Annotated in this window: 12 protein-coding genes; 4 read left to right on the forward strand and 8 right to left on the reverse strand. The window is 44.6% G+C overall.

What is annotated here, in order from left to right; genetic code table 11:
- Positions 1–3 precede the first annotated feature (3 nt).
- Complete coding sequence (locus PK654_RS15390) at positions 4–1,377, forward strand: IS4 family transposase (protein ID WP_271695076.1); 1,374 nt, start codon at positions 4–6, stop codon at positions 1,375–1,377.
- Positions 1,378–1,470: 93 nt separating this feature from the next.
- On the opposite strand, the gene crcB is transcribed toward PK654_RS15390, so the two are convergent.
- The 4 genes from crcB to ftnA form a co-directional block, all read right to left on the reverse strand.
- Positions 1,471–1,854, reverse strand: a complete 384-nt coding sequence (crcB, locus tag PK654_RS15395; protein WP_271696818.1) for a fluoride efflux transporter CrcB — start codon at positions 1,852–1,854, stop codon at positions 1,471–1,473.
- A gap of 155 nt (positions 1,855–2,009) precedes the next feature.
- Complete coding sequence (locus PK654_RS15400) at positions 2,010–3,194, reverse strand: NAD(P)/FAD-dependent oxidoreductase (protein ID WP_271696819.1); 1,185 nt, start codon at positions 3,192–3,194, stop codon at positions 2,010–2,012.
- A gap of 105 nt (positions 3,195–3,299) precedes the next feature.
- Positions 3,300–3,623 (reverse strand): universal stress protein UspB, encoded by a 324-nt coding sequence (gene uspB, locus PK654_RS15405; protein WP_271696820.1) that lies wholly within the window; start codon positions 3,621–3,623, stop codon positions 3,300–3,302.
- Between the two features lie 78 nt (positions 3,624–3,701).
- A complete protein-coding gene (gene ftnA, locus PK654_RS15410; protein ID WP_271696821.1) occupies positions 3,702–4,229 on the reverse strand; it encodes a non-heme ferritin in 528 nt (175 codons plus the stop codon).
- Positions 4,230–4,451: 222 nt separating this feature from the next.
- Between ftnA and PK654_RS15415 the strand changes: the two genes are divergently transcribed.
- The gene (locus PK654_RS15415) at positions 4,452–4,883 is read left to right on the forward strand and encodes a universal stress protein (protein ID WP_271696822.1); all 432 of its coding nucleotides are present in this window, start codon (positions 4,452–4,454) and stop codon (positions 4,881–4,883) included.
- A 51-nt stretch (positions 4,884–4,934) separates the two neighbouring features.
- On the opposite strand, the gene PK654_RS15420 is transcribed toward PK654_RS15415, so the two are convergent.
- The 3 genes from PK654_RS15420 to PK654_RS15430 form a co-directional block, all read right to left on the reverse strand.
- Positions 4,935–5,390, reverse strand: a complete 456-nt coding sequence (locus tag PK654_RS15420) for a hypothetical protein (RefSeq protein ID WP_271696823.1) — start codon at positions 5,388–5,390, stop codon at positions 4,935–4,937.
- 103 nt (positions 5,391–5,493) lie between these two features.
- A complete protein-coding gene (locus PK654_RS15425) occupies positions 5,494–6,270 on the reverse strand; it encodes a class I SAM-dependent methyltransferase (RefSeq protein WP_271698905.1) in 777 nt (258 codons plus the stop codon).
- A gap of 2 nt (positions 6,271–6,272) precedes the next feature.
- The gene (locus PK654_RS15430) at positions 6,273–9,413 is read right to left on the reverse strand and encodes an ABC transporter substrate binding protein (RefSeq protein WP_271696824.1); all 3,141 of its coding nucleotides are present in this window, start codon (positions 9,411–9,413) and stop codon (positions 6,273–6,275) included.
- 186 nt (positions 9,414–9,599) lie between these two features.
- On the opposite strand from PK654_RS15430, the gene asnC reads away from it, so the two are divergent.
- The gene (gene asnC / locus PK654_RS15435; protein WP_271696825.1) at positions 9,600–10,061 is read left to right on the forward strand and encodes a transcriptional regulator AsnC; all 462 of its coding nucleotides are present in this window, start codon (positions 9,600–9,602) and stop codon (positions 10,059–10,061) included.
- A 69-nt stretch (positions 10,062–10,130) separates the two neighbouring features.
- Here the strand turns inward: asnC and prlC are convergent, their stop codons facing one another.
- A complete protein-coding gene (prlC, locus tag PK654_RS15440; protein ID WP_271696826.1) occupies positions 10,131–12,173 on the reverse strand; it encodes an oligopeptidase A in 2,043 nt (680 codons plus the stop codon).
- 133 nt (positions 12,174–12,306) lie between these two features.
- Between prlC and PK654_RS15445 the strand changes: the two genes are divergently transcribed.
- Positions 12,307–13,146 carry a 23S rRNA (adenine(2030)-N(6))-methyltransferase RlmJ gene (locus tag PK654_RS15445; protein ID WP_271696827.1) on the forward strand — a complete coding sequence of 280 codons (840 nt, stop codon included), beginning with the start codon at positions 12,307–12,309 and terminating at the stop codon, positions 13,144–13,146.
- Positions 13,147–13,159 lie beyond the last annotated feature (13 nt).

Genomic DNA, 13,159 nt, shown 5'->3' on the forward strand with positions numbered 1-13,159 from the left:
GAGATTATTAAAAGCAATAGTGATTGGGCTGAAGAGCAATTTGGTCATGCTAAACTTGGAGACCCAAGAAGAACGGCTAGACTTGTAAAAATGGCATCAGACTTAGCTCAGCATCCAGGTAAATCGGTAGTGAAATCATCTCATTCTCCAGCAAGTATGGAGGGCGCTTACCGATTTATTCGGAACGACAATGTCTCATCAGACGATATTGCCGAAGCAGGCTTTAAAGCAACTGCAGATCAAGTTCATCGTTACCCTCTCCTTCTCGCGTTAGAAGATACAACTACCTTAAGCTACAAACATCGCTCTATTAGAGCGGACTTAGGACATGTAAACCAAGGTAATCGTTATAGGGGGTTGTTTGCCCATAGTATTTTGCTGTTTGCTCCTGAAACTCTCGACGTTATTGGGTTAGTTGAACAACAACGATGGACGAGAGATATCAAGACTCGAGGTATCCGTCGTAAGGGGTTGAAACGACCTTATGAAGAAAAAGAAGGTTATAAATGGGAAAGAGCATCACGCAATATGGCAGCCCGTTTAGGTACCTCGATGGTTAACGTAATATCAGTTTGCGATCGCGAGGCCGATATCTACGATTACCTCATTTATAAAATGGCGAATCAGCAACGTTTTGTTGTGCGGTCGATGATGAGCCGTCATATAGAAGAAGGCTCAGACAAGCTTTATCACTTTGCATCAGAACTTCAAAGTGTAAAGCAACGTCAAATCCAAATAGCTCAAAGGGGTGGCCGGAAAGCTCGTGAAGTCACTCTGGATGTAAAATATGCAGCAGTGACTTTAAAAACACCCTCAAACAAAAAAGGAGCTCCTATTTCTCTCAACTATGTTGGCTGCTCCGAAATCGGTGATGGAGAAAAGAGGCTCAATTGGCATATTTTAACTAATGAGCCAGTTAATAGTGCAGAAGATGCATTAAAAATTATTGGTTACTACGAAAAACGCTGGTTGATTGAGGAGTATCACAAGGTTTGGAAAACTGAAGGGACAGGAGTTGAAGAGCTTCGGTTACAAAGTAAAGATAACTTAGATAGGTTAGCAACAATTTATGCGTTTTTAGCAGTAAGAATTTTCCAATTGAAATTTGCCAATGAGCAAATCGAAGACGTTAGTTGTGAGAAAATCTTGTCCTCAAGAGCATGGAAGTTGCTTTGGCTGAAAAGAGTAAAGACACCACTTCCAAAGGAGGTTCCAACAGCAAAATGGGCTTATGAACACCTCGCAAGACTTGGCGGTTGGAAAGACAGCAAAAGAAATGGAAGAGCGTCAGTTAAGACGCTCTGGGAAGGATGGCTCAAACTACAAGCCATCCTTGAAGGCTACGAACTCGCTCTGTCTCTTGAGCAGGACTTGTGATCAAGAGACAGCCAGCCTAGCTGGGGGTTTTCTATATACAAAAAAGGCCACTTTGAAAGTGGCCTTTTTGTTTCACGTGAAACACCAAAAAAACTAACTTCTGAAAAACAGGTGATAACCTACCCAAGCAGCTCCGATACTCAAAGTAACATTTAGCAACATATTTAAGCCCACCTTTATAAAAGCACCCTGTTGAAGTAACAGAACATTATCCATAGAGAAAGTAGAGAACGTCGTCAGTGCTCCTAAAAAGCCCAAGCCAACAATTTGACGCCAAGGCTCTGTTGCTAACAGTTCACTCTCAAAAGCAGAAATAAGCACGCCCATAATCAGCGAACCTACCACATTGACTGTTAGAGTACCGTAGGGGAACCCTCTCCCGAGCAATAAAACACATAACTCAGAAATCAAATAACGGGAGCAGGCACCAAACGCCCCACCTAAAGCAATAAAGCCAAGAATCGAAATTTGTCCCATACTTACTCCAAAAGCTTAAAAAAAACAGTAATTTTTTGTGACTAACAACACCTGAAAGTATCAGATTTTAAAAATGTTACAGGAGTCACTTCTGTGACATAAAACAGAGCAATATTCTATATAAGAATAAAAAAAGCACACATTAAAACAAAACGCTATACGTTGTTTCCTGCAACAAAACCGCTACTCCAGCAAAACTGAAAATTGTAGCCACCAAGATGGCCTGCCACATCTAACACTTCGCCGATAAAAAATAGCCCTTTGATATTTTTTACTTCCATAGTCTTAGAGGAAATATGGTTGGTATCTACGCCACCTAATGTCACTTCTGCTGTTCTGTACCCTTCCGTGGCATTTGGTACTACTTTCCATTGTTGAAGGCCTGTAGCAATATCATCCAGCTCGCGTGGGTTGAACTGCTTAAGGGGCTTATCCTGAAGTAACTGCAACTTAATAAGTGCCTCAATTAAGCGTTTAGGTAACACCTTAGCAAGAGTATTCTTCAACGACTGATTAGGATGTTTTTGTAGCGAGTTAGCCAGCAGTCCTTCTATATCCGAGGCAGGTACCAGGTTGATCGATATTTCCTCACCCGGTTTCCAGTAGGAAGAAGCCTGAAGAACCGCTGGCCCCGACAAACCTCTGTGGGTAAATAACAGCGCTTCGCTAAATGAAACGCCACTTTGTGTGGTGATCTCAGCGTCTACCGCGATACCGGAAAGCTCAGAAATAACGTCCTTATCAGACTTATGTAAAGTGAAAGGTACCAGCCCTGCACTTGTCGCAACAACGTTTAGGCCGAACTGCTCAGCAACCTTATAGCCAAAAGGTGAGGCACCCAGTTTAGGCATTGACACACCACCTGTTGCAATAACAAGTGACTCACTCTCAACCTGCACATTATCGAATGTAACTATATATCCATCCGCTCTCTTTTCTATGCAACTGATATCCACTCGGTATTCAAACTCGACTGAGGGCAAGTTACACTCACTAAGCATCATATCGACAATCTGCTTAGCAGAATCAACACAGAACAACTGACCGTGATCCCGCTCCTCGAACTCAATTCCGTACTTTGACACCAATGAAATAAAGTCCCAGTTTGTATACTGAGAAAGGGCTGATTTTACAAAGTGAGGGTTGCTACAAAGGTAGTTTGTGGCGGTTACATCATAGTTAGTGAAGTTGCATTTACCACCACCGGAAATAAGGATTTTCCTGCCGGGCTTCTTAGCGTGGTCAAGAACTAAGACTGAGCGGCCACGTTTGCCGGCTTGCTGCGCGCACATTAGACCTGCAGCACCTGCTCCAACAATAACCACATCGACCTTTTTCATTAAACTACCCTTCCAGCATACAAAAAAGGATGCACGCGAGCGTACACCCTTGATAAAGAGTAGCTATTTTAGCGGCTGTTCACTGACTTGCCAATCAAGCCTTAACTAAACCAGAAACGAAGCAAGCAATGTCACACCAATTAAAGCAATAAAGAGTATAAATAACTCTCTGACTTTGGCGCATTTACTGACAAACACTTGATCGTGATGATTGCTGTATTCTTTGTCTTTTATATAGTGGAAGAGTCGCACTTGCTTAACGACATTGCCGTGGGTGGTAAAAAAACCACCGCCATCAACTTGCTGGTAAAGCAACGGGTGTGCTTCACGCATAACATAGATTAAAGAGCGTAATGCGGTGAGATAACGCGCCAGATTTACACTTACAATAATCATTAATGTGAATATAATTGTGTCTCCACTAATCATCTTCTCCTCCCTACACCTTCGCAGATACCGGAAGAAGAAGAAGTCAGTGTCTAGCTCCTTTAAGACTGAGTATCCTGCTTACTCAGCTCCGGCATCCATAATTGAAGATGAACCTTCCTGTGCCATTGTGGCTAGATCCTTATCGATAAAGAATAGTGCCTTACCGTCTTCTCCAACCAGTTCCAGCTTGTCTAAAATCCCTTTAAACAATTTCTCTTCCTCGTGCTGTTCAGCAACGTACCACTGTAAGAAATTGAACGTTGAGTAGTCTTGTGCGGTAAATGCAACATGGGCAAGCTTGTTGATCTTCTCCGTGATCATCTGCTCATGTTCATAGGTTTCGCGAAATACTTCACCTAAACTGGCAAACTCAAACTTAGGTGCTTCGATTGCCCCCAGTATTGGCATGGCACCAGTTTCACTAACGTAGGTGAACAGGCGCTGCATATGCTCCATCTCTTCGGTAGCATGTGCCCGCAAGAACTGCGCTGCACCGTCAAAACCATTGTCTTCACACCAAGCACTCATTTGTAAGTATAGATTGGATGAGAAAAATTCTAGGTTAATTTGCTCATTTAATTGATCGATCATCGCTTGAGATAGCATGGAAGCTCCTTTTTTACTGGGATTTTGTCAGTTCTGAAACTTTAGTCTTATAAACAAAATCGCACTCATCTCTGTTTTAGCCGTAGCAAACTATAACACGCTCAGCGACAACTGGCAGACTTCTAATTATCAAAACAGACAAGGTAATGAGATCGAAACTACAAAAAAATTAACCGTTAGGTGCTAATCTTTTCTATAAGGGTTCTGAATGGAGATAGGCTTATGAGTTACAAACATATTTTAGTTGCCATTGATCTTACTGATGAGAGCAAAACACTAATCGAAAAAGCGGTTGCACTGGCGAAGCCTTTAAATGCCCAAGTGTCATTTATTCACATAGATGTAAATTATGCAGAGATCTACACAGGTTTGATCGATATAAACCTTGCTGAAACACAAAACCACGCTATGGAAGCTTCACTTGAACAGCTGAAGAGTTTTGCGGAACATGCGGATTATCCGGTAAAACATACTTTAGTCGGAAGTGGTGATTTAGGCTATGAGTTAAAAGATGCCATTAAAGCAAAAGAGGTCGATCTTGTCATATGCGGTCATCATCAGGATTTCTGGAGTATGATTCTCTCTTCAACCAAACAGCTACTCAACAGCGTACCTATTGATATGCTGGTTATCCCTTTACATGATGACGATTAAATATTAGCGAACAGGGCTTTCAGGAGGCTTTATAAAGCCTCCTTTTGTGATTTAATGGAGTTGTACTTGGGTTTCAGCTTCTGATGCCTGAGAGAGAGTCTGAGAAGCGATATTTGCAAACTGTTTTTCTATGCTCTTCTGTTTATTCAACAGCTTTTTCTGCTTCTTTAGGATCCTGGCCAGCTTTTTCTGATACCTTTTCTGCTTCTTCAGGGCCTTCTTGGCCTTTTTAACTGAGACTTTAAAGCTCTTATGTTCTTGATCAGCTAGGTCAACGTTACTCTCTGTCACCGTTTCCGCCAACAAGCCGCAGCCGGCTTTTTCTTTATCACTTTTGCTCTGGCATATGGCAGGAGGAATAGCAGAGGGCTTGCAAAGTGTCCCCATATCAGCGGAAGACCGGGCGCAGGAGCGGCAAACATACTTAGACTCAGTCACTAAACTATGTATAGTTCCAAGGCTATCAGCGATGTCACGACGGTTATATTTACACAATCTCTTTGCCATACTACTTACTCCGGCGAAATACATTTATCGCAACTGCGAATGATTACCAGTTAGATATACTTGGTTGAGTAAGGTATTTCAAGCAGATTTTTCCGCGAAAAAGCTAAGTCATTGAACTCTTCACATATACATCAAAGCGATTTTTCTTGGTCTCTATTACCATGCTCGGTTTTGCGCCTGCCAGATAGTCTGCATAATCGGGCCTTTTCACCACAACACGTTTTGAGGCGAGTTTGTAGGCGGGCTCAAACAGGCTATCGGCGTCTGGATCCGCTCCTACCAGAGTTTGAAAAACCCGCATCTCTTTCTTAATTTGCGCTTTCTTTTTTACTTCAGGATGTGGGTACATAGGATCCAGATAGACGATGTCGGGTTTACTGTAACCAGCTTTCTCATATAACTGTTCAAGTGCCTCATGACTGGTCGCGTGCAGCAGCGACATTCGTTCTCTTACCCAGCCACCTATTTCACCATCCTGTTTCGCTCTCTCCAGGCCATCTTCCAGTAAAGCAGCAACAACCGGGTTTCTCTCTACCATCTGTACCTTACAGCCGAGGGAAGCCAATACAAAAGCATCCCTTCCAAGGCCGGCAGTAGCATCAAGAACATTTGGTGTCACCCCTTTATTTAATCCGGCAGCTTTTGCGATGGATTGCCCTTTCCCGCCGCCAAACTTTCTCCGGTGACCGACCGCACCACCAACAAAATCAACATAAATGGCCCCAAGTTTGGGTTCATCCAACTTGCGCAGCTCAAGACGTTGTTCTGTCAGCACAAGAGCGAATAGGGCGTCATCGTCATGCTCCAGTTGCCACTTAGAGGCGATTTGAGACAGTTTTTCATGGTTTGCTTGCTGTTCACAAAGCAGTTTTAAGCGCAACATTACTCTCCGGGTGATACATTGGTACTTGCTGAAAGCAGCTCATTAACAAGCTCGTTCAGTGGTTTGGGCTTACTTATAACATATCCCTGAGCATAGTCGACGCCTAACTCAACTAAATGATCTATGATTCTGCTGTTCTCAACAAACTCTGCCACTGTCCTCTTACCCATCTGTTTTGCCAGATCGTTAATAGAACGCACCATAATCAAATCTGTTTCGTTAACGTCCATATCCCGGACAAACAGGCCGTCAATCTTAACAATATCAACCGGAAGTTTTTTCAGGTAACCAAAAGAGGATAAACCTGAACCAAAGTCATCCAGCGCAATAAGGCATCCCAGTTGTTTGATCTTACTGAACAGCTCAATAGCCTGATCCATATTACCCATCGCCGCAGTTTCGGTTATCTCAATACAGATCTTCTGATTTGGAACCGGGCTGTGTTGTATAGACTCAAGCAGAAAATCGACAAAGGCCCGGTTCCCCATAGACTGACCGGAAAGATTTATTGAACAGAGGGCGAGATCTTCATAGCTATCAAGGTTAGACTCCAGCCATGACAGTGTTTTTGTCACAACGGCTTTATCGATCAAGTGAGCGACATTGTATTTTTCAGAGGCAGGCATAAAAATAGCCGGCGAAATAAACTCGCCTTCGCTGTTTCTGATACGTACCAGAATCTCAAAGTACATCTTGTTTGCTGCCTGTTCGGCAAATAAATCCAGTATTTGTTGGGCAAACAACTCAAGCCTGTCATTGGCCAGAGCTTCATGTACCAGATTAACACTTTCCATCTCCAGCTGACGCTGACGTAGTTCCTCATCATCCCTGTGATAGAGGTGATAGCGGTTACGCCCTTCATCCTTAGCGGCGTGACAGGCGGCATCAGCCTGTGCATGAACCATCTGTGGCGACTCAGCAGTATGGTCAATAAGCCGGATACCGATAGAACATGAAATATTAATAGAGATATTATCCCAGCTAAACGCCTGCTCACTTAGGGCAGTGATAATCTGGCGGCTTATTTTAATCGCATCAGCCTGAGTACAGTCACGTAAAAGAACGGCAAACTCATCTCCTCCCATACGGGACAGTACCGAGTTATACGGCAGTACAGTTTCCACCACCATGGCGGCAAACTTAATAGCGGCATCACCCGCTTCATGCCCCGCTGTATCATTAAGCACTTTAAGTTGATCAAGGTCTAGATAAAACATGGCGTGAGTGCGTAAGTTATCACTTACTTCGCCAATAGACTTTTCTAACTCTAACTCGAAGTGATTGCGGTTAAAGGTTTCCGTAAGCAAATCATAGCGGGCCTGATACTCAAGCTTCTCATTTAGCTTGTGGATCTCAGTAATATCTTCACCCACCACCAGCAACTGACCAGTAGCATCAAGACGACGAATATTCTCCCGTATCCATAAAAAACTATTGTCGCTGCGCCGGTAGCGCACTTCTCTTTGCCAGATACCATAAGAGGTGTGGGCGTTTCCGGAAATAATATGACTGACGGGCGCAGACTCTCCATCGGCATAAAACTGAGTAAGCTTGTGACCGAGAAGTTCGATCTCCTGAAAACCCAATAGCTCTGTCGCAAAGGTATTAATTGCCTGAATACGGTTATTGCCGTCAAGGGTCAGCATCATTACCGGTTGCTGCTCATAATACGCCCGCATGGATGATTCCCGCTCAATAAGCTTCTGCTCAGCGAGCTTGCCTTGAGTAATATCATTGGCCTCCATCAGGTATTGAGTTTCCTGCCCTGACTCTTCCGGAAGTGAACTGATCACCACATCCAGCATCAGGTTCCCGCTTTTCTGGCAAATAACTTCCGATTCAAATCGTTTGGTCTCGGGGGTGTTTCTTCCCTCAAAGTAATGCCGAAATGCGACGGCTCCACTGTTTTCCCAACCTTTAAAGAACCAGATAGGCTTCTCTATATCCAGCCCCTGCTCAAACAGCAGTTCGTGCAACTTGATATTACTTGAAGTGACCCTGCCGAAGCTGTCAAGAATAGCAATGTACTGATGGCTTTGATCAAGTACCGATTCGAACAGTACCTGATTACGCCTCGCTTTCTCTTCACTTAGCCGCAAACGCCTGATGTAGTAGAGCAAGGTAAATATCACTGCCACCATAATCAAAAAAGAGATGATGACGATCCTTGCTTCCCTGCTTAGCTTCTCAGGCATATTAATCATTGTATTTGCAGTATCAGTACTCAAACCCCAGCGCTTCAGTGCCTGATAATCAAGAATCGCCTCAGGAGTGGCATAACGAACTTCTGGTAGTGCTTGCTGAGGGTTTTGTATCACATCGCTCAGCAACTCACCTGTGGAGCGCCCCTGAGCATAGCTGGTCTGGATAACACCACCGACGGCACCCTCACCAATCAAGCCATCATGAAGCACATATACAGGTGCTGACGAGATTTCATCGATGCGCTTCCAGATATCAGTATCAACAAAACCGTCTGCATTTTGCGGGAAAAAGTTCCAGTAAAGAACAGCACTATCTGGCTGCAGGCTGGATAGTATATTTTCTAACTGACTAACATCAGCCGGAACCAGCTGTACTATCAAAGATGCCTTATCCGGATTCTGCTTTTTAAACTGCTCAACAGAAGCGCGAATACCGGCACCGGTAAGGGTATGACCGCTAACCACATAGAGTTTTGAAAGTTTGGGTTGCAGTGCTTCTATCAATTCGAGGTTTGCGCCTATCTCTACCCGCGAAATAATCCCGGTGGCATCAAGGTAGCTATGCAGCATAGGGGTATAGCCGTTGATACCGCTGAAGATAACCGGAGTATCTTGTATATACTCCGCCAGCCGGTTAACCAGATTAAGAGCCTGATTGTCGTTGACAACTATCGCGCGGTATTTCTCTGTCTGAAACTTTGTCTTGTAGAGCTGGAACAGCTGCTCTGTGTACTGATTTGAATAGTGTCTTCGGGTATCCAGGTAAACCACTCTATAGGTAATACTGTTTTCGTTCAGTGCATCACTAAGGCCGGACTGGTGTTGATCGGTCCAGAAATAGCCCTGATGATAGGACTGAATCACCAGCACATCACGCTGTTCGGCGTACAGATTCAGGCTCAGTAACGAGCAAAACAAACATATCAGAAAGCGCACAATAATTTATGAATCCTCTTTAACAGTGACCGACACGAAGAACAGCACAAAAATGCGGCTTGATTACAAGGGTTTACCTGATTGAATTATAGGGTAAATTCCCTAGTGATGGTTTAAGTATAGTAACACTGTTAATGATAAAATATACTGTGCCATAAAATCGCCTTATCACTCTCTGGAATACTTATGCAGCCAAACGCAAGATTAGACAGCCTCGACCGGGATATTCTGAAAACTCTTCTGGCAGACGCACGTCGCCCATATGCAGAAATGGCAAAATTATTTGATGTAAGCCCTGCGACCATCCATGTCCGTATCGAAAAGATGAAAGCATCTGGCATCATTGAAGGAACTGAGGTTATTGTTAACCCGAAAAAGCTGGGTTACGACGTTTGCTGCTTTATTGGTATCAATCTGACCACCGCGAGGGATTATCACTCTGCCCTTGAAAAAATTGAAGCTCTGGATGAAGTGGTAGAGGCCTATTACACAACCGGCGCTTACAATATTTTTGTAAAACTGATGTGTAAGTCAATTGAAGAACTACAATTTGTTCTGATTGACAAGCTTCAGGCCATCGATGAGGTTCAGTCTACAGAAACCCTTATCTCACTGCAGAACCCGATTAACCGTAACGTTAGTCCTTAGCAGCAGATCATCTGATACTAAAAAGGCTGGATACCTGATCCAGCCTTTGTTCTATCGGCTTAACTCAACTCAGGCAGCAATACCTGAGTGCCTTAACAGTGCATCAATCTTAGGCTCTCTTCCCCTGAAACGCTTAAACAGCTCCATAGGTTCTTCACTTCCGCCTTTTTCCAGAATCGCATTCAGGAAGCGCTTACCTGTATCCTGATTGAAGATGCCTTCCTCTTCAAAACAGGAAAATGCATCAGCTGAAAGCACTTCAGCCCAAAGGTAGCTGTAATAGCCTGCGCTATAGCCACCAGCAAAAATATGACTGAATGAGTGAGAGAAACGGCTCCACTCTAAGCTAGGTAAAACCGCTACTTTGCTCTTAACTTCAGCCAAAGTCTCAAGTACCCGGGCACCTACCTCAGGATCGTACTCCGTATGCATGGTGAAATCGAACAAACCAAATTCCAGTTGGCGGAGAATAAACATCGCTGACTGGAAGTTTTTCGCATCCAGCATCTTCTCCAGCATTTCAGAAGGAAGCGGTTCGCCGGTTTCATAGTGCCCTGAGATAAAGGCAAGGGCTTCTTCTTCCCAGCACCAGTTTTCCAGAAACTGACTTGGCAGCTCTACTGCATCCCACGGAACACCATTGATGCCAGACACAGAAGATACATCTATCTGGGTCAGCATATGGTGAACACCATGACCAAACTCGTGGAACAGAGTAACAACCTCATCGTGGGTAAACAGCGCAGGTTTATCCCCGACCGGCTTATTAAAGTTGCAGGTCAGATAGGCAACTGGTGTTTGCAGCTCTCCATCTTCAGTAACCCGGCGAACACGGCATTCATCCATCCATGCTCCGCCACGTTTATGCTCACGGGCATAGAGGTCAAGATAGAAGCTGCCACGCAGGGTTTTCTTCTCATCAAAAATATCAAAGAAACGGACAGAGTCATGCCAGCTATCTACGCCCTGTTTCTCTTTCACTGTCATCTTAAATACACGGTTAAGAACCTCAAACAGGCCAGAAATAACGCGCTCTTCGGGGAAATACGGTCTTAGCTCTTCATCTGAGATATTAAACAAGTGTTGCTTCTGCTTTTCACTGTAATAAGGAATATCCCACAGGTTCAGGGAGTCAACACCAAACTGCTCACTGGCAAATGCCGTCAGCTCTTCGACTTCCCGCTCTCCCTGAGGTTTGGCCTTATCAGCAAGGTCATTCAGAAAACCAAGAACTTGTTCCGGGGTTTCTGCCATCTTGGTTGCCAGAGACTTTTCCGAGTAGGAAGAGAAACCAAGTAAACGGGCAATTTCATAACGCAGCTTCAGTTGCTCCGCCATAATTTCACTGTTATCCCATTTGCCCGCATTTGGGCCACGATCTGAAGCACGGGTAACATAAGCCTCATACATCTCTTTACGCAGCTCCTGATTGTCACAATAAGTGATAACCGGCAGGTAGGAAGGGACATCAAGGGTAAGCAGCCAGCCGTCCAGCTCCTTCGCTTTAGCTGCTGCTTCAGCCGCAGCCAATGCCGATTCAGGCATACCTTTCAGCAGTTCTTTATCTGTAATATGCTTATTCCAGCCCATGGTGGCATCCAGTACATTGTTTGAGAACTGAGATCCCAGCTCAGACATGCGCTTACTGATTTCACCATAGCGGTGCTGCTCATCAGCCGGCAGGCCAATACCAGACAACTCAAAGTCACGCAGGGCATCATTGATGGTTTTCTGCTGTGGCTGAGAGAGCTGTTTAAACTCATCTCCGGCTTTAATTGCTTTATAAGCCTCATATAAGCCTCTGTGCTGGCCAACCCAGGTTCCGTACTCAGACAACAGAGGCAGGCAGCTTTCATAAGCCTCTCTCAGTTCGGTACTGTTTACTACTGAGTTCATATGGCTTACCGGTGACCAGATGCGGCTTAGCCTGTCATCCACCTCTGCCAGAGGCGCACAGATGGAGTCCCAGCTAGGTGTTTTGTTGCCCTCTAGTACCTGCTCTACCTTAATACGACAATTTGCAATAGCCTGCTCTACAGCAGGTTTAACATGATCTGGTTTAATCTGAGAAAACGGGGGCAGATCAGCAAAATTAGTAAGTGGGTTGGACATAGAACATTCCTTTTTCAAATCTTTATATCTAAATGTAGGCTGCTTATAGATTTTTCAATAGTAGCGTATACTTCAGGGTATTGATTTTTCATCATCTATCACACTCTAGTTCAGAGTGTTTCGAGAGTCTATTTTGTTAAGTTACCGACACAGCTTCCATGCTGGAAATCACGCAGATGTAGTGAAGCATATTGTCCAGAGTCTGATTCTGGAGTCACTAAAGAACAAAGAGAAGCCGTTTGTTTATCACGACACTCACTCCGGCGTGGGTCGCTATGACCTGACCCATGAGTGGTCAGAAAAGACAGGTGAATATAAACAGGGCATCGCCAGAGTCTGGCAGCAGAGTGAATCTCCTGAGGAGTTGAGCGAGTACCTGAGTGCGGTTCAGCAGCTAAACACAGGCTCTGAGTTACGCTATTACCCCGGTTCACCAAGAATAGCCCGTGCGCAGCTGAGAGATCAGGACAGAATGGTACTGACAGAGTTGCACCCAAGCGACTATCCTCTACTGGAGCAAGAGTTTCATCACGACAGACAAGTTAAAATTCATAAAGACGACGGCTTTAAAGTACTAAAAGCCAGCCTGCCTCCTAAAGAGAGGCGCGGACTAGTGCTTATCGACCCACCTTATGAACTGGCGAAAGAGTACCGGGACGTAGTGAGAGCCATTGCCCAAAGCCACAAACGCTGGGCAACCGGTATCTACGCTATCTGGTATCCGGTAGTTAACCGCTGTGATATTGATGATATGCTGGATGGCCTGAAATCTCTGGGAATCAGAAAGATATTGCAAATCGAGCTTGGTGTCGCACCAGACAGCAATGAGAGAGGCATGACAGCGTCTGGGATGATTGTTATCAATTCTCCCTGGAAGCTAGAAAAGCAGATGGAACACGTTCTGCCTTATCTGAAACAGAAAATAGCCCCGGCAACCGGGCACTACACTCTGGAATGGCTGGTACCGGAATAAACTTGATTAAACC

The organism is Vibrio sp. SCSIO 43137 (genome assembly GCF_028201475.1).
Classification (GTDB): Bacteria; Pseudomonadota; Gammaproteobacteria; order Enterobacterales; family Vibrionaceae; genus Vibrio.